Here is a 26,312-nt window from a genome sequence, read left to right as displayed (position 1 = left end):
GAAACAGAAATGAAAACGATATATAAACTTACCCTTACTATCGCAATCGCTACGTTGTGCGCTTGCAAAAAATCTTTTCTGGAAGTAACTCCCAAAGGAAAGCTGATTGCCCAGAAAACGGCTGATTATGATCTGCTGCTCAGTAATCTGGATTTTGTAAATATAGGTGCGAGTGCCCAGGCGCCTATGGGCGATGAAGTTGCCGCTGTTGAACCTTATTTTAGCGGTTCAGCGCTGAAAACCCAACGGCTTTTCCGCTGGGAAGACGTAGTATATGAACCAACCGAGGATGCTGCGGAGATGAAAGTGCCGCTTCAGAACATCTATATGTACAATAAGGTGATTACGGAAGTACCCGAATCAACAGACGGTACCGAACAGCAAAAACTATCGATAGCTGCTGAGGCTATGGCCGGAAGGGCCTGGACCTATTTCCTATTAATTAATTATTTTGGCAAGCCCTATGATCCCACTTCTTCAGCCACAGATCCTGGCTTCCCTATTGTAAAAGAGGCCGACGTAACCCAAATTAAGTTTACCAGAGCAAGTGTAAAAGAAGTGTATGACTTTATCGTAAGTGATTTAACTACAGCAATTCCAAATTTACCTGCGAGAACAACGCATCGTTTACGGATGTCTAAAGCCGCAGGTGAAGGATTGTTGGCTAAGGTATATATGTTTATGGGTAAATATAACGAAGCCTTGCCGCTTTTAAATGCTGCCTTTATCAATATCGGCAATTCGGCAATTCCCGTGCGTTTGTACGATTATAACGTAACGTTTGCTACAGGTGGTGCCTTTTTACCCATTGGTCTATTCGGTCCCGCTTATCCAACCATACCCAACAATGAAGAAAATGTGTTTGGAAAGCAAGCCTCCAGTAATTGGACTTTAACGAACAATGAAATTGTAATCACCAAACAAACGGCAGATTTATATGCACCGACGGATTTACGTTTGAAATTTTACACGCCCAACGCCTATTCAGGCTCAGCCTATCCCAACGGTATGCTACGCAGGTTTGGACCAACCACTATTCAATTTGGTGTAACCGTGTCCGATTTATATCTGCTCAGGGCAGAATGCAAGGCGCGTCTAAACGACCTTTCAGGCGCTGTTGCCGATCTTGAAGCTTTTCGTAATAAAAGAATGCCAGCAGGCAGTGTGGCCATACTTACAGGTATTGCCAGCCAACAATTGCCCTTGCTAAAATTCATTATGGAAGAACGTATCCGTGAATTTGCGGTATTGGGTTATCGCTGGTTTGATATGAGAAGGCTTTCTGTCGATCCTCTTTTTAGCAACACTACGTACACACACACTTTGTTTTCATCAACGGGTACGGTTGTAAGCACCTATATGCTTAAACCTGAGCGTTTGGTATTGCGCCTTCCACAAAAAGCAATAGATGAAAACCCAAGCATGCAAAACAATCCATAACCAATCAGATATGTTAAAAATTCTTATAAGTGCGGTATTTAGTCTGTTGGCTATTGCTGCAAATGCGCAAAATGGTTTCCTGATTAAAGGGAAAATTACTGGTCAACACGAAGGACAAAAAGTGATGTTGAATTACAGTTTAGGTAGTCAGCGACTAAAAGATTCAGCCGTCATAAAGAATGGTAGTTTTTTACTGAAAGGCAAAGTAACCGAGGCTGTAAAAGCACAACTTACGCTAAAACCCCTTATGGAAGACAAAGGGCCTATGACGATGGAAAAAATGAATGCAGCAGATATGCAAGAATTTTTTCTGGAAAACAACACATTTAACGTGGAAGGCAGCAGTATTAAAACTGCTAAGATCACTGGGGGTGCCGCACAGGCAGACTATCTTTTATTGCAATCGCAGCTAAAGCCCCTGCAAGACAAAATGAGGCCGCTTAGTCAAAAAATGCAACAGTACCTCCAAGAAAAGAATGATAAGGCCGGAGATGAGCTATTCCCTCAGCTTCGGGCCATTCGCCTGGATATGAATAAAGTGGAGGAGACATTTATGCATAAGCATCCAGACTCATATGTTACGCTCGACTTGCTAGATAGCAGAAGCGGTGTAATTGATGTAGAAAAAATAAGTCCATTGTATCAGGCGTTGAGCGCTAGAATTAAAGCTTCGCTAAAAGGCAAGGCGTTAGGCGACAGGCTAAAGGTAGCTATGAAAACCGATGTCGGCAGACCAGCAATCAATTTCGTACAGAACGATACTGAAGGCAAACCCGTATCGCTAGACTCCCTAAAAGGAAAATATGTATTGCTTGATTTCTGGGCAAGCTGGTGCGGACCCTGCAGGGCTGAAAATCCAAATGTGGTAAAGGCCTATAACAAGTTTAAGGACAAAAACTTTGAGATCATAGCAGTTTCCCTCGACGATAAAAAAGAACCTTGGCTAAAGGCAATTGAAACAGATGGACTTCCGTGGATTCATGTTAGCGATTTAAAAGGTTGGAAAAATACAGTGGCCGATTTATATGATGTAAGGGCTGTGCCCCAAAACTTTCTTATCAGTCCGGATGGCATTATACTCGCCAAGAACCTGCGCGGGGAAGAGCTTGAAAAAAAGCTGGGCGAATTGATTGTGCAAGAGAGCTACACCCTAAAAGTTAAACTAAGTGATGTAAAAAGCAACTATACACCTTACATTGCCTACGCTAAAAAGGGAGGGGGGTATGTTGTAGACACCGCTTATACCAAAGTTGATGGCTGGATGGTGTTTAAAGGAAAGGTAGCTGAGCCTACATTGGCCAACTTTGGTTTGCGTAAAAACCCTGCATTAGCTATCGTTTCGGGGAGGGGTATTATTCCTGGTCCGTCATTACAGCTTTTTTTAACTAATGAAGAGATTAAGGTAGAAGGGAACGCCGATCAGGTATACATGGCTAAGGTAGATGGTGGAATGGCCAATGCAGAGTGGCAACGGATAAAGTCAAGGCTAAATGAACTAGAGCATCAAGGTTGGATAGCCATGAAAAGTGCACATGACACCTTTAAAGTCGGACAAGATTCTCTGGTTTTTAAAGAACTTTCCGTACTGCGAGAGAAAAACGCCGCCACCGATAAACAGTTAAAACTAGATTTTATAGCCCAATATCCAGGTTCGCTCGTCAGCATGTATTTTTTATTGGGAATGCAAAATACACTAAATTTTGAAGAGCTGAAAGCCGCATATAACAAATTAGGCGATGCACACAAAAAGAGCGGTTTTGCCCAAGGTATTACCACTAAAATTTCAAATATGGAAGCGACAGCGATAGGCAAGCAAGCCATTCCTATTCACAAAAAAGATATAAATGGTAAGCTTGTTAACCTAGAAACCCTAAAAGGAGAATACGTATTGGTCGATTTCTGGGGCAGCTGGTGCGGACCATGCCGATCTTCCCACCCACATCTAAAATCACTATACGCAAAATACAAATCAGCCGGGTTTGAAATACTCGGGATTGCTCAAGAGCAAGCACAATCACTGGAGGCTAGTCGTAAAGCCTGGCTTAAGGCCATTCAGGAAGATGGAATAAACTGGATGCAAGTATTAAATAATGAAGGCATTGATCAATTTGATGCAGTTAAAGCCTACGGCGTTACGGCATTTCCAACTAAAATATTGTTGGATAAAGAGGGGAGAATTATAGCCCGCTATGTAGGCGATGGGAATGAGCTAGATGTTAAATTGAAAGAAATTTTTGGTAAATAGAAATGAAAAGATATATTTTATTGGCCTTTATGGCTCTATTAACGGGCAATTTGTTAGCCCAAGGTATTGATTTTAGTCATGGTACATGGAAAGAAGTTTTGGCTAAAGCAAAAAAGGAAGACAAACTGGTATTTGTAGATGTATATACGAGCTGGTGTGGTCCATGTAAAAAAATGGTCGCCGAAGTTTTTCCTCTAAAAGAAGTGGGCGATGTATTTAATCCTGCCTTTGTAAACTACAAAATTGATGCAGAAAAAGGAGAAGGAATTGAGATAGCCAAACAATTTAGTGTAAAGTCATATCCCACCTATTTATTTGTAAATGGCGATGGAGAGCTGATTTACCGGTCAGGGGGTTATAATATTCCAAAGATATTCTTAAATGAAGCTACGATTGCCATCAAAGAAAAACACGATCCTAAACCCATGGCCAAATGGGAAGATGAATATCTGGCGGGGAAAAGGGATAAAGATTTTCTAATGGGATATATTAAAAAGAGAGCAGTAGTTAAAGCACCAAATGGCACCCTGCTCGAAGAAGTGTTTCCGTTACTAAATGCCGCCGATTTATCGGACAAGGAATTTATGAGCGACATCTTTGCCTTTGATCCCAACATGACCTTTGTGCCTGCTGGAAAATTTTACCAATATGTAATCGCTCATCACAAAGCGATAGACCAACTGATTGGAAAGAGAGAAGGCTATTCGTTAAGTGCAATGGAAGCAGGTACAGACCAGCACTTTAATGCCGAGATCATTAAAAACAAAAACGAGCAAATGCTTGCCGTAGTGGTGTCTGTAAAAAGGCAGCTGATGGAGCTACTTAAAAAAGAGGATATAGATGTGGCATTGAAAGGAGCGGTAATGCGGTATTATAAAGGAACAAAGCAAGCAAAGAAACTGATACCCGCTGCTCAAGATTATGTAAACAATGGTTTGTTAAAGCTAGATCTTGCGGCGAAGACTGCAGCTGATAAAACCAGTTATCTTAAACAGCGTGAACCTTACGTAAGCGGAAAACAAGATTCAACAAAAGTAGAAACCTGGGCCACGATGCAACGAATAATGGCCAACCAGAAAATGCTTGATATCTCTTATAAACTACGAGAGGCTGCGGAAGCCATTTGCATAAATGTTGATGATCCAAGAGTGCTTGCACAGGCTATAGAATGGATTAAAAAGGCAGAGGGTTATTTCCCCCACTTTTCCATTGAAGCAGTGTATGCAGGACTATTGTTAAAGTCTGGAAAAAAAGCCGAGGCCTTCGAAATGATGATGAAAGCCAGTAGGGATAGTTTTATTCAAGGAAACGACAAGCAGAAACTTTTACTGGAAAATGCCGCCAAGATAAAAAATGGCGAACTGCCAGAAATGCTCTGGTAACCTAAAATAAGAATCCCACTGGTTACACTGCAGTGGGATTCTTTCGTGTGTGGGCCCGGCATGAACGACAAGTAAATTCAGGACTGGACACAAATGGTATCCATCTGAATAGTTTAGTATGTTTGCCATTCTATTTTAACTACAGAACTTAAGAATATGTTACATAGAATTTTTGAACCGCACGTGCCAAAAAGGGGTAAGAAAATTATGAAAACGCAGCACACCTTTAGTCTTTACCAAAACAACAGTGGAATTCTTTAAATTTCGAAGAAAAAAAGAAACGGAAGGTTTAACGAAGTAAAAGAAAATATAGGACCCTGCCCGAAAGTAAAGTTCTATACTGCTCAGTTTGATACTTTCATTGTTTTATGTTTCACTTTCGAATAGCTTTGAAAATCTTCGTTTCTTTTGGTTCTAATTAATTATATCCTATTTTTATTAATAAATAATTTATCATGATAGATTAAGTGTAGTTTAACTTAATATTAATGTTATTTTAACTCAAGGGTAATTAGGCTTGATTAAAATTGGAGTGAGAAAAATCGAAGTCATATTATGAATAACCAGTTTAATTCGCAAGTACTGTTACAAAGGATAAGAGAAGGAGATCAAACTGCATTTGCCCAGATTGTTTATCATCTCTCACCCGATTTAACCATAAAAGCCTTCAAGTTTACAAAAAGCAAAGTCGACGCTGAAGATTTGGTGCAGGATATTTTTACTGATCTATGGGAAAAGAGGCATCAGTTAATAAATATCGAATCCTTCTCTTCTTATATGTATGTTTGTTTAAAGCATAAATTTTTACGCAAGGTAATGCGTTCGAACTTAGAAACTAAAGCGCTCGATTATTTAGGTAAGCGGCTAAGTCAAATACAGTCAACAGTTTTAGAACTAATGGAAGCTTCCGAAGTTCAAGCAACCATCTCGCAAGTTGTAAACTCACTTCCCCCACACATGCAACAAATTTTCTATTTGAGGGGCGAGGATCATTCTATCAGAGAGATAGCGCAGGCACTTGGCCTTGCGGAACAGACGGTTAAAACTTATAATATGCAATTAAAACGACGAGTTAAAGAAGCTATTTTAACAAGGCATCCCGAACTTAGCCATTCCCTAAACCTAGCTATCTTAGCGGCTTTATCGCTATCCTAATTTTATTTTTAAAAAGTAATATACTTTTCAGTAGTTCATGTCTCTTAGTAGTATAAAAGAGAAAAATTGAACGATAACAAATTAAAAATTCTAATCGAAAAGTATCTAGCTGATACTGCTACCAAAGCCGAGCGCTTTATAGTAGAGAGTTGGCTTGAATCTTTTCAGCTTGATAGCGACGATATTTCGCAGCTTGAAGCCAGGGATAATAGCCAAAAACTAGCACAGCGAATTATCGATCGGGTGAATAATCCTAAAACTGAACCCTACCATATTCCGCTATGGAAAAAGCTAGGAGGAATTGCCGCAGGAATAACTGCATTTTCGATCCTAGCGTTGTTTCTTTTAAAGCCTTTTCCACCTAAAAATGAAGCTATATCTACGCTCTATAGCGAATACCGCACCGGTGTGAATGAATTTAAAGAATTGCGGCTTCCTGATAGCACCCTCGTTTACTTAAATGCAAATTCGACATTATCAGTTCAAAAAAGTTTCATCAAACACAACGAAAGAAGGGTAAAATTAGATGGAGAGGCTTTTTTCGAAGTAAGAAAAGATAAAAAGCATCCGTTTAAAATCCAAGTTGGCGAATTGCAGGTAAAAGTATTAGGTACATCATTTAACATCCAAGGCCATAAAAGTATAAATGAAATAAGAGTGGCGGTTAAAAGTGGTAAAGTTCAAGTGAATAATGGGGTGCCTTTGATAGCGAACCAGCTGCTGGTTTATAATAAAAGAGGTAAAACCTTTCAAACTTTAATACGAGAGGCCATCCCAGAGGCGCTTTGGCGTAAAGGGATTTCTGTTTTAGATAGAGCATCTTTTGATGAACTAGTTACAGTGATGTTTAATGTGTATGGAGTTAATTTAACAACTACAAGTAAGAGAGTGATCAACGAACGCTATAACTTTACTATTCGTTCGTCTCGAACGCTCAAGCAATCCCTAAATCAATTTTGTGAACTCACAAAGAAAAAGTATAGAAAGGAGGGGAATACAATCGTTATTTACTAAAAACTAGGGCTTGTATTTTACCTGCCATTAATATGCTCCATACACGAAATGAAATCATGTAGTCCAAGCACTTTAACAAACAAACTATTATTAAACACCACTTCAAAGATAGCTAAAATAGCTGTTTAAAAAGTTAATCTATTAAATTATGAACGTTTTACCGCAATTAAAGTGGTATAAGAATATTACCTGTGTACTCTATGTCTTGTTAGTTATGACGGTTCCAATGCTTTATGCAACTGATAGTAAAGCACAGATATTAGAGAAAAAAGTTACAACTGTGTATAAAAACCGAAGCTTACACGAGGTAGTGCTCGACTTACAAGCAAAGACTAAAGTCGACTTTGGCTTTACTAGAGATTTAGGCTTGGATAGAGTTAATATTGAGAATGAGAAGTTTGAAAATCAATCGCTTAATTCTGTTCTTAAAAAATTATTAAATCCAAACTCGTATGAATTTAAAGAGAGAGATGGTTTAATCATCATTTCTAGAATGCAAGAGCAGGTAAAAGTATCTGGAAAAGTATTCGACGGAGAGGGGCAGCCCTTATCAAGTGCGAATGTCAGGCTAATTGAGCTTAACAGGACACTTAATACGGATAAAGATGGCGCATATTCAATGAGTGTACGCCCAGGCACCTTCACCCTTGAAGCGAGCTATATTTCGTATCAATCCCAAAGCAAAAAAATTATTGTCCAGAGTGGAAAGGATATGACCGCAAACTTTACCCTAGTTCAATCACAAAATAAACTTAATGAAGTGGTGGTGGTTGGTTATGGCGAAGTAAAACGCAAAGATCTTACGGGTGCTGTTTCTACCGTAAATATTAGTGATATACAAGATATTCCGGTACAACGTGTTGACCAGATGTTGCAAGGTAGAATTGCTGGTGCAGAGGTGGTTTCAACTTCAGGAGAACCTGGTGCAGGTACATCTATCCGTATTCGTGGTACGCGGTCTATTTCTGCTACCAATGAGCCGTTATATGTAGTAGATGGTGTTATGGATGCAGTAAGTAGTATGAATGATATTAACCCTGCCGATATTGAAACGCTTCAGGTTTTAAAAGATGCTTCTTCTACAGCCATTTATGGTTCGAGAGGTAGTAATGGTGTAGTATTAATTACCACCAAACGCGGAAAAGATGGTCAGCAAGAAATTGTGTACAGAGCTGACGGAGGAATTTCTCAGTTACCTCGCTTTTTAGATTTAATGAATGCGCAGGAATGGTCTGAGCTTATGAATGATCGTTTCTATTTTTCTGCAGCTGCCAATCAGACTAGACCTTTGGAAGATTACCCATTCCCAAATCCTGCCTCGCTTGGAGATGGGACAAATTGGACAAAAGAAATTACGCGTACATCCCCTTATCAAAACCACACCATTACCGCTAGTGGTGGAAGTAAATCTACCCGTTATTATTTTTCTGGAAATTACAGTAATAATCAAGGTATTATTCTTGCAAGTGGTATGAAACGTTACCAGTTACGTTTAAATTTGGATCAAACCTTTAGCAAATTTGTAAAAGGTGGACTAAGAATTAACTATTCTTATATTGATCATGAAATAAACAAAGCCGACGTAGGTACGCAAACTTTATGGTACAAGTCTACAATCTTTTTATCGCCAACTATTCCAGCATACAAGCCAGATGGTAGTTTTAACGATTGGAATTCGCAATGGTATTCTGGAACCTTATTCGATTCGCCATTGGCCGTTTCTAAACTAACTAGAAAAGATCAATTAAAGAAGACCCTATCGCCTATGGGATTTTTAGAAGTAACACCGTTTAAAGGCTTAACGATTAAAAGCAGTGTTTCTTTATACGATTATAACCGTTTTGATGATAATTTTTCACCATCTACGCTGCCTACTAGAGCAAATAAGGCAACAGGGGCTTATGCTTATAAGCGCGCGTATCGGTCCAATAATATCTTAAACGAAAATACAATTTCATACAGTACACTTTTAAATCGCAAACATAAAATCGATGCATTATATGGCTTTACCGTACAAAACAACTGGATCTCAGACTTGTCTGCTAGCGGTGATGGTTATTTTATCGATGACGTGAATACAAATGATTTAGCGGCAGTACCTTCAAAAGAAACCTTAAATGCGGCTTCGAGTTTAGAAGATAGAAGCAGGGTTTCGCACTTAGGACGATTAAATTATAACTTAAGCAGTAAATATTATTTAACATTAACTGGAAGGTTCGATGCAGGTTCTAATTTCGCTGCAAGTCATAAATGGGGCTTTTTTCCATCGGCAGCAGTTAAATGGAATTTAAAAAGTGAAAAATTCCTTAAAAGTGTAAAAGCCATTGATGATTTATCTCTTCGTTTTAGTGCCGGTTTAGCGGGTAATGATGCGGTTGGAGTTTATCAATCCTTAGCGATGCTAAATTCAATTGCAAGTGGTTATATATTCGATGGTGCAATTCCAGTGTCGTATGTTCCGAGTCGAATTGCTAATGAAGGTTTAACTTGGGAGAAAACAAAATCGGCTAACCTAGGTATTGATGCATCCTTTTTTAAAGGAAAGCTCGACTTAAGCTTTGAACTTTATCAATCGCGCACTAATGATTTATTGTTAACGGTACAATTACCTAACCAAGGTGGATTTACTAGCCGTTTAACAAATATCGGTGAAACGTCTAATAATGGGGCAGAGTTAACGGTAGGCACTAAAAATATAACTAAGAAAAACTTTTATTGGAATTCGACCATTACCATTGGCCACAATAAGCAAATGGTAGATGATATTGGTGGTTTAGAGCGTGTTTCGGCCTATATTAATCCTTACGGCGGCAATTATATGATGTATGGCTATGTTGCTGGACGCCCTTTAAATGCATTATGGGGTATGCAATATGCAGGTGTTTGGAAAAATCAAGCAGAGATTACTCAGAATGAAATTGACAAGAAATATGTGTCATCATCTACACCTTTTTATTCTCCAGGTCGCCAACGCTATATTGACCAGAATAATGATGGGGTATTGAATAATGACGATTTAATATACATGGGCAATGCAGATCCGAAAGTTTATGGCGGATTGCAAAACAGCTTCAGGTATAAAAAATTCTATGTCAACGTGTATTTCAATTATTCGTTAGGTGGAAAAATTTACAATCCCACAGAATTGTTCATGGGTACAGGAACTTATCTTTCTAACCAATACAGGTATATGGCTAATGCATGGCATCCGGTCAGAAACCCTACATCCGATATTCCACGTGCTGAGTCGAAAGATGATATTCCGAACGATCGATTCATTTACGACGCTTCATTCTTGAGGTTAAAGAATGCTTCAGTAAGTTATGTATGGGATCTAGCAAAAACAAGCAATAATAAATTAAAGTCTGTGGTATTCACAATAGCAGGAAATAATATTTTCTTATTAAAGAAATACAATGGCTACGATCCAGAGGTTTCTACAGAAAGTGGAAGTTCTACCATTAGAAGAATGGATAATGGCGCTTACCCTAATGCCAGAACAGTAACCTTTAGTGTTCAAGTTAAGTTTTAAATTAAATTAAGATGAGAAATAAATTTTATTATATCGTATTAATTGCTATGGCGGTGCTAAGCACTTCTTGTAAAAAGATGCTTGATGAGCAGGCACTGGATTTTGTCTCGCCAGAACAATTTTTCAAAAGTGAAGCGCAATGTATTGCGGCTTTAAATGGATGCTATAATCCGCTAACTAGCATTTTTAATCAAGGACTAATGTTGGCTAATGAGGGAATTACCGATTTAGCATTCTTAGGTAACCAAAATAACGAAACGCGCTTCGAATTGTCGCCTTCTAACCCAGGAATGGGAAAGGGCTTGTGGACGTCGAGTTATCAAGGTGTGATGTATTGTAATTCTGCTATCGATGGCATTACCAAATCGCCAATTGCAGAAGATAAAAAACCGGCTTTAATTGCAGAAGCTGTAGCGCTTAGGGCCTTATATTATTATGTATTAACATCTACTTTCGGTGACGTGCCTTTTTATAAAGATCACGTAGCGAATTTAGTAACTATGGAAAAGGTAAATGCATTGGGTAGAATGAGTGCAAGTGACACTAGGAAAGAATTAATTACAGAGCTTCAAAAGTATGCACCTGATTTACCAAATCTTAAAACCTCCGATGTGCCTGGCAATCGTATTTCCTCATCAATGGCCTACATGCTTATTGCAAAAATGGCAATGTGGGAGAAGGAATACCAAACAGCTTTAACTGCGTTAGAAGAAATTAGAACCATTTATGGCTCATTGGCGCAATATTCATTAGAGGATACCTATTTTAGAAATAAGAATACACCAGAGTCAATTTTTGAAGTGCAATTTTCCTGGTCGGCTACAGGGCTAAAAAAGGTCACATCGGTAGCATGTTACTTTACGCCATCGCGTACTGCTAATACAAGTACTTATAATGGTATTAATATTCCGGAATTGGGAAGTAAAGCAAATCCTTTTACTTCAGTTACCCCATCTGCTTATTATATGAGCTTATATGATGTTTGGGATCCACGTAGAAATATCATTTTAGCTTACAGCTACAATGGACAAAGCTTTGCGCGCCCGCTATCGGCAAATGGAACTGGTAAACCTTGGATGGGACCAAAATTTTGGTGCCCTGGGATGGACAACCTTTCTGATGGCAATAACCAAAAAGTATTTAGATATGCCGATGCTTTATTGATGATTGCAGAATGTGCAAATGAATTAGGTCAGTCTTCAGTTGCACTAGATGCGATTAATCAAGTGAAACGAAGAGCTTCAGTAGGTGCATCAACTCCTATTAATCTAGAGCTGCCAGCATACCCAGGTAAAGCCGAGTTTTTTGAGGAAGTTAAAGCAGAACGTGCGCGAGAAGTTATGGGCGAATACGGCCGTAAATGGGACTTAGTAAGGTGGGGAATTTGGTACGATTCTATTATAAATACGGTTGCCAACGAATTTATTGATATTAAGCAAAACGTGCGCCCGTATCACCAATATTATCCTATTCCAGATAACGAAATCTTACGCTCTGATGGAAAATTACATAATAACACTTATAAATAGAAATGATGAAAATGATAAAAAAAACATTGATACTATTTACAGCCTTGTTTTCAGTGGGCTGGTCGGCCTTTGCCCAGGACCCATTAAGGGTACTGAGTTATAATATTCTAGAAGGCATGAAAACCGACGTTACTCCGGGCAAACAACAATTTGTACAATGGGTAAAAGACCAAGATCCTGATATTCTAGCACTACAGGAGGCCAATAAATTTACTTCCGAAACTTTAGCCGCATTAGCTAAAAGCTATGGACATGATTATAGCATGATTGTAAAAGCGACAGGGTATCCTGTAGCCTTAACTTCGCGGTTTCCAATTACCGATGTTCAGAAAATAAATGAGAACATTACCCATGGCTTTATTACCGCAACCGTAAATGGATACAACATAGTAGTATTGCATTTAAATCCGCATAAATACGATGTACGCAGACAAGAAATTACAACAATTTTAGCGAAGATTAAAGCTAATAATACTACTAAAAAGCTGATTGTAATGGGCGATTTTAATTCGTACTCACCACTGGATCAAGCAAGCCATGCTGATGGACAATTGGTGCAACGCTTTAAAGATGCAAAGCTTAAAAATGCGGCCCATAATAACCTTGTTAACGGCGAAGGAATAGATTATGAAGTGCAAGAGAAAATTTTAGATTTTGGCTTGATTGATATCTTGAAACATTTGGCTGATGAAGAGCCTGCAAATGCGAAAGAAATTATTCCAGGAAAATATCGAATAGATTACATCTATGTATCTAAAGATCTTAAAAAGAAATTAGTTAGAGGGAAGTTTATACGTGATGACTTTACTAAAAAGTATTCGGACCACTTACCCTTGATTATCGAATTAAAACAAAATTAAATGATGAAACGCTTTTTGAATTCAAGAAAATCATACGTCCAAATGACGTTGTGCGTATCTGTAGCCCTCCTAACCTTATGGGGCTGTAAAAAACAGAATTTGATAGAGTTTAGTGCCGATCTAGCATTAAACGCAAATATTGTAAGATTGGCAGACTCTGCCGCCAGTACCCGCATTCAGGTATTTGCCGATGATAGATGGGAGTTAAGTGCAGAGAATAACGACTGGGTAAAATTGGATAAAACTGGTGGAAGTGGTAAATCTGAATTTTTAGCCACTGTTACCGCTAATAAAGGTCAGCTGCCTCGCGCGGTTAAAATTTTTGTTAAAGCAGGTGCTAAAGTAGATACTGTTCTTTTACAGCAAAGAGGATTAACGCCTACTTTAAATCTTGTGGATGTTAATATGAACGCCATTGCAGCAAATAGCAAGATGAAAAGCTTACTGTCAACAAATGTTCCTTTTGAGAAAATCACCAAGGAGGTCGTCTTTCGAACAACAGGTCAAGAAAACTGGGTGTCTAATGTTACTTATGATGGAACTTATCTTTTTGTAAATGTAGCCTCTAGTGCATCTTCTATTGCAAGGCAAGCAGTTTTGCGTCTTTCTTACCTAGATGCTTTAGGCACTACGGTTAAAGACTCGATTATAATTACTCAAAGTCCTCGTGCTGGCTATGATAATGCCGTATTAAAAGATTTTAGTTATATCAAATCATTGCCTGCAGGAGTCGTTAACGAAGATGTGTATTTAGAAGGTGTTGTATTGGTTGATAAGGGAAATCCAAATGTGACGCTGAATCCAAATGCAGCTAGCAATAAGCATATTATTGATAAAACAGAAAGTACAATAACTGTATATGTGCAAAGCTTAGATGGGAAATCGGGATTAAAGCTGAAAATGAAAACGGCTGGAGATCACATTTTTAGTAAAAACGAAAGAATTAAGCTTTGGTTAAAAAATACAACTATAGTTAAAACAACGAGCCCTAATACGACCACCATTTCTGATGTTCCGTCGCTTAACGTAATGGAAAAGGTAGAGCAAACCACACCATTGGTTGTACGCGAGCTTTACATGAAGGATGTAGTGGATGATGATGTTTATACTTATGTTAAACTAAAGGATGTAGAAATTTCAATTTCTGCAGGATCATATTACAACATTAACGAAGGATACGAATTTAGAGTAGATACCTACCCAACCAATATCAGAGACATTAATGGCAATAGCATGTATATGATGTTAAATAGTGCCGTGCCTTATCGCCGTAATGGTGTGCAAGTTCCACAGGGTTCAGGAACCATTAGCGGAGTGCTTGTACATGAAACTAATGCTCGTTATGGTGGTAACATCGGTAAATATGGAATTAGACCTATGGCGCAGTCTGACATCGAACTAAAAGCCGATAGAAGTCAGGGTTTTTCAAATGTGCTTGTAGAGTGGGACAGATTTAGAGCTGAACTGCAAACTGGTGCTACGGCTGCTAGTAATCCACTTACGCCAAGCATTGGTACTGGAAAGTTGAGCCATACTGATTTTGCCGACCTTAACTATACCACAGCTTCAGGTATTTATGCAACTACAGATTATAACGGCCTTATCCCAGAATCAACTACGGTGAAAGGAGCAATTATTAATGGTGGAATTGCTACAAGAGGCTTATGGAATACAACCAAAAACCGTGGTGGTGGTGTGGTGATTCAAGTTTCGACTGCTAATATCACCAAACCGCTTTCTTTGCAAATTGATGGAGTGATGGCTGCCGGTGCACCAAGAGAATGGACTATCGAATGGTCTAACCAAGGCAATATGGATGCAGGTACATGGCAAGCTGTTGCCGATTTTACTCTCCAAGATATTGTGAATTTTACAAGTACATTGCTTACTCAAGTGCCAGGATTTAAAGTGATTAATGTAAACTTACCAACAGCTACCTTAGGCTTAAGCAATTTATATATCCGTATAAAGGCTAAGAATCGTAATGTTGGTAGTGCTACCAGCGATGTAGGCGGTACATTTAGTACTGCAGCGCCAATTCATTTTGGACACATCTCTTTAAAGTACAACAAGTAAAACAAATTAATGAAGAATTCTAATCTTATACTTTTAGCACTATTTACGCTTTTTAGCGTAGATAGTGCTTTTTCTCAGACCGCTCTCTTAACGTGTATAAACGCGAAATCAGTGGATACTTTCGCTGAAATACCCACTTAGATTGCTTGTGAAGGTTTATAGTTTCAGATTTAATGATTTTTGTCAGGTTGATGTCGGATAGCAGCATGCGTTAATTTATTTTTTGCAGGAAAACTTAAAAATTTCTCACACCAGTTTCGAATTCCATTCAAATGTTCATTTGTGTGTTAGTCATTTTTGCTCAATCAAACTAATCAAAAAGGACTTCCTGGTTTATGGATTCCAGTATTCGAATTAAAATTTATAATTTTTCTGGAAGCATCAAATTCGCTAATAACCTCAAATCATGCAGGAAAAGGTTCGAAATTTGTACAGGCAGGACGACGAAAGAAGCCTTTAGATCGCAAGATTTAAAGGCTTCTTTGTGGCATATACGTCTTTACTGCACTCAAATACGTATTACTAACTTCTTTTTTATTTCAATTGAAATATTTGTAATATAGTGTTACTATATTTGATTATTCAAATTTTGAATAAGTTTAGATAATGGGATCTAGCAAATAAAATTACCACCATGGGAGTTTCTTCAGTTGTTGACCGCCTTTTAAAAAATATGGGAAATATGCATGAATTAGGACGTCAGAGGGCGTTTGAATTAGGCAATCCATTTTATGCTCAGTTTGCTGAAGATGGCGGTTTATGGCGTAAAGAATTACCAAGTGGTGAAAAATTCCTTGTCTCACTTGAAGTTATTACTGATGAAAATGATATGCCTGTGGAGGTTAAGGATACTATTATTAAGAAATTGGACTAGTATATGCCAGAGCTAATCTTCGTAGCTGGTTGCAATGCCGCTGGTAAATCAACATTTATTAGAACCCGGTTAAATGAGCTTGAAAGTTTTGAGATTTTGATGACCGATGTTTATAAGTCTCGAACAAAGGATTTAGCCAAACAAGCGATTGATAGTGGGAAAGATGAAGCACTTACTGAGTATTTAGTAGCCTTAGACTTTCCTTAAGAAACAACCATTCCTTGAGTGGAAAGGTTCGATAAAATGCGTTTTACCGTTGCATAGGCTACTTTTTCGCTCAATGCATCATAAATTGCTTTGGACGAACTTAATGGATGATTTTTTAAGTAATCAAGTATTAGGTTAGTATTTTTTCCTTGCATAATATTTAAATGATAAATTGTAGCTCACTGTTTATACAAATGTAGCTCATTTTTAATTATTAATGAGCTACAAGTAGGGGTGTAATGAGCTACAATTATAATCATACAAAATGCGTACTAGTTATGATCATTATTTAAGTGGATCTGAGTCGTCTTATAAGTTCATCTCGATCTAAAGTTTCACCCAAAAAAAGAAAATACTACATCAAGAACTGTTAATGTATATGAACTATCAGTCAAATGATAGCTATAGAGTTTCTGTCGTTGAAAAATATATTTATACGCCGGCAGGTTATAGGATATTGTTAAAAAGGACTAAAAATAGTTTGTAATTTCCCTCGGAGTAAAAAGCATAAAAAGTTTTTTACTTATCTTGTCGTCAATTACTCATGGCTTGGAGCCACTTGTTAGCTAAGAGCATAAGACACAAATGATTTCAAATTAAAAACATTTATGCGTAAAAGAATTCTTGTATTTGGTATGAGCTGCCTGTTGATGGCCGGTTCTGCCGAAAGTATGTTTGCCGCGACGGGCAACGGATTTTCGATAACACAATCATCAGCTGAACCTAAAGACCTGATCGGTCGCTGGGATATTACTGTTGATGTAAATGGTAAATCTGCCCCTTCATGGCTTGAAGTAAAACTATCGGGTTTTAAAACACTGGTGGGTTATTTCGTATCTACCGCAGGTAGTGCGCGTCCGGTATCGGAAGTGAAGTTCGATAACGGTAAGTTCAGGTTTGAAGTTCCGCCTCAATGGGAGAGCGGAGCTCAGAATTTGGTGATAGAAGGAGAACTGACTGCAGGAGGAATGCAGGGAACTATGACCGACTGCGATGGCAAAAAATATAGCTGGAAGGGTGTAAAAGCTCCTTATTTAAAAAGAACATCAGCACCTGTATGGGGCAAGCCGATCAATTTGTTTAACGGCAAGGATCTGGCAGGATGGAAAGCCAGCGGCAAAAACCAATGGGTAGTGAAAAATGGCATTTTGACCAGCCCTACGGCAGGCTCAAACCTGATTACCGAACAGAAATTTAATGACTTTAAACTGCATGTGGAATTTAAATATCCTGAAGGGGGAAATAGTGGTGTGTACTTAAGGGGCAGGTATGAAACCCAGATAGAAGATAGTAAGAAAGATGCACATCCTAACAGTGTATTATTTGGAGGTATCTATGGCTTTTTAACGGCCAATGAAATGGTAACACTAGGGCCTGGTCAGTGGCAAACTTACGACATTACCCTTGTAGGCCGTCTGGTTACTGTAGTAGCAAATGGCAAAACTATTATCAGTAATCAGGAGATTCCTGGTATTACCGGTGGTGCGCTGGATAGTAATGAGGGCGAACCTGGGCCTATATATCTGCAGGGAGATCACATGCCGGTTGAATTCAGAAAAATTGTAATCACACCAGCTAAATAATTATCCCATTTGATGATTTACAAAAGGCTCGGGTTAATCCGGGCTTTTTTGCTATAAATGAATTGTCAATACTGCTTACAGCTATGTAAATACTAATCTCCTTCAAATGCATACTGCTTGTATATTTTTATCTATAAATGAATTGCTGAGTTTTAAATCATTAATTATAAACAAATGAAGAAAATCATCAATTTATTAGTGCTCTTTTTGCTCGCCCTGTCTGGTTTGGCCCAGCAAAAAACAAAAATCAGCGGAAAGTTACTCAACTGTAAAAACAAGGTACTTGAACTCTCGCCAAGTACGGGCAATTTTAAGGATAGTATTATGGTTAATGCAGATGGAAGCTTTAACTATAAAACCGATAAAATTAAACCATTGGAGACTCCGTCGTAGCTGGATATTACCTCGTTATTACCTAGTGCGTACCTCCTTCGCTAATAAGTACCGTTTTGAGAGCGAGGTAATACCTAGGTACGAACAAGGTACGCACGAAGTGGAAGGTTGCTCTTTAGTACGCGTGAAGTTTGAGTTTTAAAATAAAAAACACTAATTTGGTATTGCTAAAACAGTTTATCAAAATATTTAGTCTAACCATTTAAAAACCATATTAAATAAATGAACGCATTAAAATTATCCGTTGCAGCTGCATTGTTATGCTCTTTTGCTGCCTGTAATCAAGGTACACATACAAATACAACAGGAGGTACATCTGACAGTTCAAGTGTCGCCCATGCTTTAGACAGTACGAAGTTTCAAAAAGAAATTGACGGTAAGAAAACCAATTTATATGTGCTGAAGAATAAAAATAATATGGAGGCTGCCTTCACAAACTATGGCGGCCGTTTAGTGAGTTTGCTGGTTCCGGACAGATCCGGAAAACTGGTTGATGTAGTAGTTGGATTTGATAGTGTAGAAGGATTTGAAAAGTCGACAGAACCCTATTTTGGCGCCACTATAGGCAGGTACGGCAACAGGATTGCCAAAGGTAAGTTTAGTTTAGATGGCAAAGAATATACTTTGTTCACCAATAATGGGGCGAATACATTGCATGGCGGGAAAAAAGGATATCAGTATGTGGTTTGGGATGCCAGTCGGCCTGATGCACAAACGCTGGTACTCTCTTATTTATCGAAGGATATGGAAGAGGGATTTCCCGGCAATCTGAATGTGAAAGTTACTTATACGCTTACGGATGATAACGAACTGAAAATGGATTACGAGGCAACTACAGATAAAAAGACAGTTGTCAATTTGACCAATCATGCTTTCTTTAACCTGAATGGAGAGGGCAGCGGAACAATATTGAATCACAATTTACAGATTTTTGCAGACCAGTATACTCCGGTAGACACGACATTGATTCCGTTAGGGAAAAATATAAGTGTAAAGGCTACGCCATTTGATTTTACTACAGCGACTACTATTGGAAAAAGAATTGAAGAGGCTAATGATCAACTGAAAGCTGGAAAAGGATATGACCACAATTTTGTACTGAATGGTACTAAGGGAATGGGAATGACGCATGCAGGAACTGTAAAAGGGGATAAATCAGGAATTGTAATGGATATTTATACGCAGGAGCCAGGTTTGCAGTTTTATAGCGGCAACTTCATGCAAAGTAAAAACGTATTTAAAGGTGGCACTAAAGATGACTTCAGAACTGCTCTTGCATTGGAAACACAGCACTTTCCTGATTCACCAAACCAGGTGGCTTTTCCTTCGACAGTTTTAAGTCCGGGACAAACTTATAAAACTTCATCCATATATAAATTTGCAAGCAAATAGTTTTAAATAGTTACAAAAAGGCCCGGGTCAATTGCTGATCCGGGCCTTTTTTGTTAAGCGTATGCTTAGCGGTTAATGTTTGCCTTTACCATTGCCATGACCTTTTCCATTCCCGTTATTGCCTTTTACTTTAACTTTTCCATAGGCTTTACCGTTATTTCCCGGATGTCCCTGTACCACATAGTACTTTTCACTCTTACTGTTGCGAATGATCGGCTGGGAATGGTGTGATTTGTATTTTTTGTACTTTACTTTATGATCACTAAAATAACGATATGGGGTAGGTGAGTTGATCACTACCTTATATCCATTATACAGGTTATAGCTACTATATCTTGATGGTAAACCGGATGCAAAAACCCATTTTCCATTACTCAAGTAAATAAATTCCCTGGTAGGTACATAATAATAACTTTCTACGTCTGGCAGATAATAATAATCTACATGATCATAACCGACAGGCCCCCATAAAGGTTGAGAACCGATATTAACATTAACGTTGATCTGTGCCGTTGTGCTGTTAGAAACCAGACCCAGGGTTCCTAAAAGCGCTAAAAAAAATAACTTTTTCATGTTGGTTGCATTTTATAAGTGTGTGATGATATTAATTGTTTTTCAATGTAATGGTGCCCAGATTGTTGATCTGTCCGTTGGTCACCCCCACATTGGTAATGGTGCTCTCTTGATAACCTGTAACGGGAACAAACTTTACACTATAATTTCCTGTGCTAAGACCGCCAATAGTGAATTTTCCAGTGATTGCATCAGGTACAGTACCTACAGTATCTGTTCCCGCGATTACCAGTATTTCCGGATGACTTTCAATTGGTAAAACCGTGCCAGTGATCATTCCTGAAGTAGCTTCAGTAATTCCTCTAACAACGGGTTTTAAGAGGAATTTTCCATTTCCTGTACTTACGATTGATTTGGCTGCATCAAAATCAAGTAAAAGAGAATAGGTGATGCCAGGTGTCAATTGAGGGTTGCTTTTCAGTTTCACTTTCCATCCCGAGCTTTGTGCACTTGGTGTTTTAAGCTCCTGTTGAACGCCGTTTACAACAATTGTATTTCCGCTGTCATTGAGGATCAATCTGATCTCTGTGATTTCACCAGAAGGCATTTCTCCGTCTGCGATAAGAATGTCAGGTCTGGCCGTTCCGATTCTAAAATCCAGGATGTTAAATATCCCACGATCTACTTCGAAGGAATAAGGTTTTCCAGCAGAAACCAGTACAACCTCTTTTACACTTAGATTGATGGCGTCAAAGTCACCAGGCGCATCGGTCATTTTAATTTCTACTTTGGTTGTGCCTGCGGTGCTGTTTTCCTTTTTACAGCCGATGAATGTTCCAATAGCTAATAGTACAACTATTGAGGTTAAAATAGCAAATTTCGTTTTCATGGTATGATGTTTTACTTTAAAATAATGGTCAAAGCTGGGGCACGAACATGAAAACAACATGAAATTCAAAAATTATTTTAATTATCTTAAAATTTCATCTGAATTTCATGTTGGCAAATGATCTTTGATACCAATTAGATAGTCGTGGCGACGATGAAACATGTTAGTGTTTTAAGGAGAGGGATGAAAGTTTGCCTTGCAAGAGGCAAACTTTCTTTATATTTACCATAATGAGTATTTCAAATCATTTTAGTTCTGTAATAAGGTGCATTTTAATTGCTGGTATGGTGATGTGTTTCTCTTCCAGTGTAATTGCGCAGGAGAAAAAACAAGAGAAAACGAAGGAAAAAAAAGGGGAAGTGGTAGAAACGAAGGAAACACAAAAACCTGATATTAAAGAAGTCCCTAAATCAAGAAAGCAGCCAAAACCCTCAGTGGTAAAGCCCAATGTTAAAGTCAAACCTGTAAAAATTGTAAAACCAAAAATCAGGAAACCATAATTAATTCTTGGGTATGAGATTATTCGCTTTCTGTATCTTTTTTCTGAGTGCATTGACCTTATCGGCACAAACTGACTCTATAAAAAAAATAAACGTTACTGTCGCCGCCATGTACAGCAGTAATGCAAGTTATTATGGCCAGACAACAGCTGAAAAACTACCCTATGTATTGGCGAACGCAACAGTAAGATTCCCGGTTGGGTTATACTTATCCGCAGGATCATATAAGTTGCTGAACATAGGAAGCGGACTATCGGAAACCGATCTGGGAATTGGTTTTGAACATGATTTCAGTGAGCGTTTATCAGCAGATATTGGTTATACCAAATCCTTCTTTCCTGCAAATTCTCCTTTACTCCAAGCCGCTAATGACAATAACTTAGATCTTTCTGTTAGCTGGCAATGGCCATGGTTTAAAAGTAAACTGGAAATGAATTATGCTTTTGGGTCAGAAAATGATGTTTTTCTCGGATTTGAAAATTCCAGATCCATTGAATTAGGTAGGTTATTCAATGAAAAGGATGCACTTTCAATTGAGCCAACTATAGAAATAGTGGCGGGTACACAGCATTTTTTTAACACCTATCAGCAGCAGAAGGTTAAGAACAACAACGGGAATGGCAAAGGGAACAGTAATGGCAATGGCAACGTTGTAACAATTACTGAAGCAGCAACCAGCTTCAACCTGCTTTCTTATAATTTTAAACTGCCTTTGTATTATAGTCGGGCAAATTATATGGCCGAACTGAGCTATCAGTTCTCGGTTTTAGGTGCGGGAACGATAACAGAAGCAAAGCGCAGCCAGTCCTTTGTCGGTCTGGGGTTTTATTACCAGTTTTAATGTAAATGGCATCATGAAAGTACTGATTGTAGAAGATGAAAAACTGCTGGCTGCTGAAGTGGAAACCTTTTTAAAAAAGGCATTTTATGTATGCGATCTTGCACATACCATCGCTGAGGCGACTGAGCAGATAGAGATCAATACTTACGATTTTATATTGATTGATCTTGGATTGCCGGATGGTGATGGATTGAATTTGTTGAGCAAGGCTAAAAAATACAATTCCGAGGCAGCCTACATCATTCTTACAGCCAGGGGGAATCTGGAAGACAGGATCACAGGATTAGATCTCGGTGCTGATGATTACCTTGCAAAGCCATTTTCCCTGCTGGAATTACAGTCGCGGATGCAGGCCATAGCCAGGAGGAAATTCAACTTGAATGAGGACCTGGTTCAACTGGGTGTTTTTATGATTGATCTCCAGAAGCGCTTTGTATTATTTAATGAGCAGCAAATCGAACTGTCCAGAAAAGAGTTTGATCTTTTCAGCTACCTGCTTTTGCATAAAAACCGGGTCCTCACCAGGATGCAGCTTAGCGAACACATCTGGGGCACTTTTGCAGATGATGATTATGACTCAAATTACATAGATGCACACATTAAGAACATCAGGAAGAAGTTAAATGTCTGGGGCCCTACAGAATGGCTGGAGACAGTCAGGGGAGTAGGTTACCGTATAAGAAAATAATATGAAGTTATCCAGCAAGCTCGTTTATTTTATTACAGGCTCCAAGCTCATTGTGGTTTTGCTGTTTGTGCTGTCGCTGCCATTTTTGGTTCAGCAAATTGCTTCTGAATATACGAACTATTCATTGCGTGAGCAGCGAAAAGAGGTCATCAGCGTCATTCAAAAGAAGGGGATAGACTATTATCTTCAGGGGGATGACAGCTACGGGAGCTATACTTTGCTTAAAGAAGAATACATTGCACTGGAACCCGATACCAATGGTCAGCGACTGGATACGATAAAAAACGCACAGCGGATCATAGAGCAGGATACCTTAAACTATAGGGTTTTGAACTATAGTTTTAAAATGAACGGCAAACCTTATTTGCTGGAAATAGGTAAAGCTACGGCAAGCATCAACCAGTATAACAAGCCCCTGCAGCGGATAGCGCTGTATGTATTAATGGGACTGATTGCCATTACCATCCTGATCGATCTGGTATTTACCAGAATATTGATCCGTCCGCTCGGAAAAATCATAGCCAGCAAACTGATCAACAGAAAATTCCCATTTAAAGACCACGCAAAGCCTGTAAAGACTTCTACAGATGATTTTAAATATCTTGATGAATCTTTAATTGTTTTGATGGATCAGATCAATGAAGATTTTGAGAAAGAAAGGGAATTTACGGCCAATGCATCACATGAGCTGATGACCCCGATCAGTATCCTGCAAAATAAAATGGAAAATATGCTTGCAGAAGATCAGTTGACAGACGAGCTCGCCTTACGCATCGTAGAAATGATGAAGACTTTAGATCGTCTGAAAAAAATCTCAGCTTCTTTGCTGTTCATTTCAAGAATAGAAAACGAACAATTCGCCAAAACTGCAGGTGTCGTACCGCGGGAAGTCATCGCTGAAGTGATCAAGGAAATCAGTCACCGGCTGGAAGATAAAAACATAAAGCTGGAGGTCAGATTTTCCGATGGGATATTCTCATTTAAAGCTAATTATGATCTGATCTTCCAGTTGTTTTACAACGTCATCAATAATGCGATCAAGTACAATAAGGAAAACGGAAGCATTGTAATTTCAGATGAATCTGATGCTAAAGGAAATTATAAAGTGTTGATCAAAGATACCGGGATAGGTATTGAGCAATCAGAATTAGGATTTATTTTCGACCGCTTTAGAAAAACAAACCTGACCGAAAATGTAGGTTATGGATTGGGTTTGTCTATTGTAAAGAGCATTGCGGAGTACCATGGAATAAAAATGCAAGTCACTTCAGTGATCAGAGAAGGGACTTGCTTTACAATAGTTTTTTCTAAATAACAGGTATCAATGCTATTGATCATCCAGTGCTTTCAGAAATGCAATGATGCTCTTTGTTTCTTTGGGCGTCAGCTGCAGTGGATCTGCTGAAAGGGTTTGGTTATCTAGCTGAATACCGATGCCAGTACCACCTCCACGATTGTAAAAATCAAGAACTTCCTCGAGTGTTTTATAAACGCCATTGTGCATGTAAGGAGCTGTTTTTGCAATGTTTCTTAAGCTCGTTGTTTTGAAAGCATATTTGTACTGAGGATAAGGATTCAGATCATAACGGCCTAAATCTTTGTCAATAACAGCATTTGAGGTATCCGGTTTTCCTGGTACACCCAGTACCTCCGCCTCACTTTTCTGGAATAAGGGGGCTTGTGTTCCGTTGAATAATGGTGCAAAATGGCAGGTGCCACATTTGGCTTTGCCCATAAAGAGATTGAACCCTTCTTTTTCCTGTGCATTCAGCTGTTTTTTGTCGCCTTGCATGTATTTGTCTACACGGGATGAAAAAGGGGATAGCGACCTGATATAAGCGGCAAGTACATGCTGGATTCTCCATGGGCTGGCCATCCCTTTTGGGTCTTTAAATGCTTTAGATAATGCGGTGTTGTAGGATTTAGAATTGTTGATCCTTACTGCTGCCTGCTCCAGCGAACCATCCATTTCCTCCTTGTGGTGCACAACGTCGAGTGCCTGATCTTCCAATGAACCAGCTTTGAGGTCATAAAAGAAAGCACGTTGCAGACCAGAATACATCAGGGTGGGTGTATTCCTTAATAGCGCTTTATTGTTGACGATTCCCTGAGCAGTTACAAGCCCGTCGGTAAATGCTTTGTTTTCATGGTGACAACTTGCACAACTCCTGTTGCCACCATTAGAAAGCACATTGCTGTTGAAAAGCTGTTTTCCCAGAGCTATTTTATCATTGCTGATGTATTCGGTATGGTTGCTGACAAATTTATCGATGTTGAAGGCATTCTTTTGGAAAAGACTTGTGGTATTGTCATTTAGCGCTGAACCGCTGGACGCTGTTGGTATTTTCAACTGTGTGCGCAAATGATCAAGCTGGACAGCTATGGGTTGTAGATGATTGGTCATGAAATCAAGACGGTTGAAGGAGTTGAAATCACTATTGTCGTGAAGAAAGCCCACTGCATCTTTTAAACTATTCACTAGTTTTTCATCATCATAATTTGTGATGACATTCTTAATACCCTCTAGTGCTGCGGCAGCTTCAGGAAGAGATTGCAATGCTGTGGGAGTATCAAAGCCAGTAATACCCAGACTGGTAATGCGGAATAATTCGAGCCTCATGGCATCAAAAAGCTGTGCATTTGTAATGGTATATTGCTCGTTATACCTGGCTACGCGCTGCAGGTTGAGCTGCATTTTTTTTACCTCATTGAGCAATTCATTGCGATTTTCAGCTGTTGGGATATCATAAATCAGCTCTTCCATCACCTGAAAACCCGTTGGATTTTCTATCAGATTCTCCCCAAGTTCTATTTCATCTATTGGCGCTCCATTGATTAGTACAGCAGTAGTTGGGAAGAAGTATTCCATGTAATACTCCAGTCTTTTATATTGAGCCCTTGATTCAAGAAAAGCAGTCTTTATTTGTGCTTCGTTCTTTTTGGTTACTGCTTTCAGGAGTTTATCATCGACAGTAGACTGCAGTTTCAGGAGTTCCTGGTCAAAAGATGCTTTTACCCTTTCTTCTGATGATTTGTTGTTCATCGTACAGAATAGAGTCAGAGAGGTAGTAATGATGATGATGCAGAAAAGAGCAATGGTTTTTTTTATGCTGTTCATTGATAGGAAATAAGAGTTTAATTATACACCACGTCATCCTGAATTTATTTCAGGATCCCGGACATGTTATTCAAAACCTGC

General features: G+C 38.8%; 21 protein-coding genes. 18 read left to right on the top strand and 3 right to left on the bottom strand.

The window, feature by feature from the left end:
- Positions 1 to 9: 9 nt before the first annotated feature.
- The 14 genes from FA047_RS12105 to FA047_RS12040 all read left to right on the top strand — a co-directional run bounded on the left by FA047_RS12105 (position 10) and on the right by FA047_RS12040 (position 19,682).
- Complete coding sequence (locus FA047_RS12105) at positions 10 to 1,440, top strand: RagB/SusD family nutrient uptake outer membrane protein (protein WP_136836330.1); 1,431 nt, start codon at positions 10 to 12, stop codon at positions 1,438 to 1,440.
- Positions 1,441 to 1,450: 10 nt separating this feature from the next.
- Entirely contained in the window at positions 1,451 to 3,685 is a 2,235-nt protein-coding gene (locus tag FA047_RS12100; protein WP_169304396.1) for a redoxin domain-containing protein, read from the top strand.
- A gap of 2 nt (positions 3,686 to 3,687) precedes the next feature.
- A complete protein-coding gene (locus tag FA047_RS12095) occupies positions 3,688 to 5,067 on the top strand; it encodes a thioredoxin family protein (RefSeq protein WP_136836328.1) in 1,380 nt (459 codons plus the stop codon).
- Positions 5,068 to 5,622: 555 nt separating this feature from the next.
- Complete coding sequence (locus FA047_RS12090; RefSeq protein ID WP_136836327.1) at positions 5,623 to 6,222, top strand: RNA polymerase sigma factor; 600 nt, start codon at positions 5,623 to 5,625, stop codon at positions 6,220 to 6,222.
- A 66-nt stretch (positions 6,223 to 6,288) separates the two neighbouring features.
- Entirely contained in the window at positions 6,289 to 7,236 is a 948-nt protein-coding gene (locus FA047_RS12085; RefSeq protein ID WP_136836326.1) for a FecR family protein, read from the top strand.
- 148 nt (positions 7,237 to 7,384) lie between these two features.
- Positions 7,385 to 10,768 (top strand): SusC/RagA family TonB-linked outer membrane protein, encoded by a 3,384-nt coding sequence (locus FA047_RS12080; protein WP_136836325.1) that lies wholly within the window; start codon positions 7,385 to 7,387, stop codon positions 10,766 to 10,768.
- Positions 10,769 to 10,779: 11 nt separating this feature from the next.
- Positions 10,780 to 12,297 (top strand): RagB/SusD family nutrient uptake outer membrane protein, encoded by a 1,518-nt coding sequence (locus FA047_RS12075; RefSeq protein ID WP_136836324.1) that lies wholly within the window; start codon positions 10,780 to 10,782, stop codon positions 12,295 to 12,297.
- A 2-nt stretch (positions 12,298 to 12,299) separates the two neighbouring features.
- Positions 12,300 to 13,157, top strand: a complete 858-nt coding sequence (locus FA047_RS12070) for an endonuclease/exonuclease/phosphatase family protein (RefSeq protein WP_136836323.1) — start codon at positions 12,300 to 12,302, stop codon at positions 13,155 to 13,157.
- Between the two features lie 42 nt (positions 13,158 to 13,199).
- Entirely contained in the window at positions 13,200 to 15,233 is a 2,034-nt protein-coding gene (locus FA047_RS12065; protein WP_136836322.1) for a DUF5689 domain-containing protein, read from the top strand.
- Positions 15,234 to 15,867: 634 nt separating this feature from the next.
- The gene (locus tag FA047_RS12060; protein ID WP_131607084.1) at positions 15,868 to 16,107 is read left to right on the top strand and encodes a hypothetical protein; all 240 of its coding nucleotides are present in this window, start codon (positions 15,868 to 15,870) and stop codon (positions 16,105 to 16,107) included.
- A gap of 3 nt (positions 16,108 to 16,110) precedes the next feature.
- Positions 16,111 to 16,314, top strand: a complete 204-nt coding sequence (locus FA047_RS12055; RefSeq protein WP_136836321.1) for a hypothetical protein — start codon at positions 16,111 to 16,113, stop codon at positions 16,312 to 16,314.
- A 608-nt stretch (positions 16,315 to 16,922) separates the two neighbouring features.
- Complete coding sequence (locus tag FA047_RS12050; protein WP_136836320.1) at positions 16,923 to 17,897, top strand: 3-keto-disaccharide hydrolase; 975 nt, start codon at positions 16,923 to 16,925, stop codon at positions 17,895 to 17,897.
- 174 nt (positions 17,898 to 18,071) lie between these two features.
- Complete coding sequence (locus FA047_RS12045) at positions 18,072 to 18,290, top strand: hypothetical protein (RefSeq protein WP_136836319.1); 219 nt, start codon at positions 18,072 to 18,074, stop codon at positions 18,288 to 18,290.
- Between the two features lie 222 nt (positions 18,291 to 18,512).
- Positions 18,513 to 19,682 carry an aldose epimerase family protein gene (locus tag FA047_RS12040; protein ID WP_136836318.1) on the top strand — a complete coding sequence of 390 codons (1,170 nt, stop codon included), beginning with the start codon at positions 18,513 to 18,515 and terminating at the stop codon, positions 19,680 to 19,682.
- Positions 19,683 to 19,754: 72 nt separating this feature from the next.
- On the opposite strand, the gene FA047_RS12035 is transcribed toward FA047_RS12040, so the two are convergent.
- Positions 19,755 to 20,255: a hypothetical protein gene (locus FA047_RS12035; RefSeq protein WP_136836317.1), complete on the bottom strand. Its 501-nt coding sequence runs from the start codon at positions 20,253 to 20,255 to the stop codon at positions 19,755 to 19,757.
- Positions 20,256 to 20,286: 31 nt separating this feature from the next.
- On the bottom strand, positions 20,287 to 21,084 hold the full coding sequence (locus tag FA047_RS12030) for a DUF4382 domain-containing protein (RefSeq protein WP_136836316.1): 798 nt from the start codon (positions 21,082 to 21,084) through the stop codon (positions 20,287 to 20,289).
- 230 nt (positions 21,085 to 21,314) lie between these two features.
- Here FA047_RS12030 and FA047_RS12025 point away from each other — a divergent pair, with 230 nt between their 5' ends.
- Genes FA047_RS12025 through FA047_RS12010 form a run of 4 tightly spaced genes read left to right on the top strand, consistent with a single transcriptional unit; the run spans position 21,315 to position 24,428 of the window.
- Entirely contained in the window at positions 21,315 to 21,584 is a 270-nt protein-coding gene (locus FA047_RS12025; RefSeq protein ID WP_136836315.1) for a hypothetical protein, read from the top strand.
- A gap of 13 nt (positions 21,585 to 21,597) precedes the next feature.
- Positions 21,598 to 22,425 (top strand): hypothetical protein, encoded by an 828-nt coding sequence (locus FA047_RS12020; RefSeq protein ID WP_136836314.1) that lies wholly within the window; start codon positions 21,598 to 21,600, stop codon positions 22,423 to 22,425.
- Between the two features lie 13 nt (positions 22,426 to 22,438).
- A complete protein-coding gene (locus FA047_RS12015; RefSeq protein ID WP_136836313.1) occupies positions 22,439 to 23,113 on the top strand; it encodes a response regulator transcription factor in 675 nt (224 codons plus the stop codon).
- Position 23,114: 1 nt separating this feature from the next.
- Complete coding sequence (locus FA047_RS12010) at positions 23,115 to 24,428, top strand: sensor histidine kinase (protein WP_136836312.1); 1,314 nt, start codon at positions 23,115 to 23,117, stop codon at positions 24,426 to 24,428.
- A 12-nt stretch (positions 24,429 to 24,440) separates the two neighbouring features.
- Here the strand turns inward: FA047_RS12010 and FA047_RS12005 are convergent, their stop codons facing one another.
- Positions 24,441 to 26,231 (bottom strand): cytochrome-c peroxidase, encoded by a 1,791-nt coding sequence (locus FA047_RS12005; protein ID WP_136836311.1) that lies wholly within the window; start codon positions 26,229 to 26,231, stop codon positions 24,441 to 24,443.
- Positions 26,232 to 26,312: the final 81 nt, after the last annotated feature.

Origin of the sequence: Pedobacter frigoris, from assembly GCF_005116445.1 — a bacterium.
Lineage (GTDB): Bacteria > Bacteroidota > Bacteroidia > Sphingobacteriales > Sphingobacteriaceae > Pedobacter > Pedobacter frigoris.
This window is presented reverse-complemented; position numbering and strand designations above follow the sequence as displayed.

What these genes read in the sequence shown, in the direction of transcription:
- FA047_RS12105 (WP_136836330.1), top strand. Translation starts at nt 10, where the DNA reads ATGAAAACGATATATAAACTTACCCTTACTATCGCAATCGCTACGTTG.
- FA047_RS12100 (WP_169304396.1), top strand. Translation starts at nt 1,451, where the DNA reads ATGTTAAAAATTCTTATAAGTGCGGTATTTAGTCTGTTGGCTATTGCT.
- FA047_RS12095 (WP_136836328.1), top strand. Translation starts at nt 3,688, where the DNA reads ATGAAAAGATATATTTTATTGGCCTTTATGGCTCTATTAACGGGCAAT.
- FA047_RS12090 (WP_136836327.1), top strand. Translation starts at nt 5,623, where the DNA reads ATGAATAACCAGTTTAATTCGCAAGTACTGTTACAAAGGATAAGAGAA.
- FA047_RS12080 (WP_136836325.1), top strand. Translation starts at nt 7,385, where the DNA reads ATGAACGTTTTACCGCAATTAAAGTGGTATAAGAATATTACCTGTGTA.
- FA047_RS12075 (WP_136836324.1), top strand. Translation starts at nt 10,780, where the DNA reads ATGAGAAATAAATTTTATTATATCGTATTAATTGCTATGGCGGTGCTA.
- FA047_RS12070 (WP_136836323.1), top strand. Translation starts at nt 12,300, where the DNA reads ATGATGAAAATGATAAAAAAAACATTGATACTATTTACAGCCTTGTTT.
- FA047_RS12065 (WP_136836322.1), top strand. Translation starts at nt 13,200, where the DNA reads ATGACGTTGTGCGTATCTGTAGCCCTCCTAACCTTATGGGGCTGTAAA.
- FA047_RS12060 (WP_131607084.1), top strand. Translation starts at nt 15,868, where the DNA reads ATGGGAGTTTCTTCAGTTGTTGACCGCCTTTTAAAAAATATGGGAAAT.
- FA047_RS12055 (WP_136836321.1), top strand. Translation starts at nt 16,111, where the DNA reads ATGCCAGAGCTAATCTTCGTAGCTGGTTGCAATGCCGCTGGTAAATCA.
- FA047_RS12050 (WP_136836320.1), top strand. Translation starts at nt 16,923, where the DNA reads ATGCGTAAAAGAATTCTTGTATTTGGTATGAGCTGCCTGTTGATGGCC.
- FA047_RS12045 (WP_136836319.1), top strand. Translation starts at nt 18,072, where the DNA reads ATGAAGAAAATCATCAATTTATTAGTGCTCTTTTTGCTCGCCCTGTCT.
- FA047_RS12040 (WP_136836318.1), top strand. Translation starts at nt 18,513, where the DNA reads ATGAACGCATTAAAATTATCCGTTGCAGCTGCATTGTTATGCTCTTTT.
- FA047_RS12035 (WP_136836317.1), bottom strand. Translation starts at nt 20,255, where the DNA reads ATGAAAAAGTTATTTTTTTTAGCGCTTTTAGGAACCCTGGGTCTGGTT.
- FA047_RS12030 (WP_136836316.1), bottom strand. Translation starts at nt 21,084, where the DNA reads ATGAAAACGAAATTTGCTATTTTAACCTCAATAGTTGTACTATTAGCT.
- FA047_RS12025 (WP_136836315.1), top strand. Translation starts at nt 21,315, where the DNA reads ATGAGTATTTCAAATCATTTTAGTTCTGTAATAAGGTGCATTTTAATT.
- FA047_RS12020 (WP_136836314.1), top strand. Translation starts at nt 21,598, where the DNA reads ATGAGATTATTCGCTTTCTGTATCTTTTTTCTGAGTGCATTGACCTTA.
- FA047_RS12015 (WP_136836313.1), top strand. Translation starts at nt 22,439, where the DNA reads ATGAAAGTACTGATTGTAGAAGATGAAAAACTGCTGGCTGCTGAAGTG.
- FA047_RS12010 (WP_136836312.1), top strand. Translation starts at nt 23,115, where the DNA reads ATGAAGTTATCCAGCAAGCTCGTTTATTTTATTACAGGCTCCAAGCTC.
- FA047_RS12005 (WP_136836311.1), bottom strand. Translation starts at nt 26,231, where the DNA reads ATGAACAGCATAAAAAAAACCATTGCTCTTTTCTGCATCATCATCATT.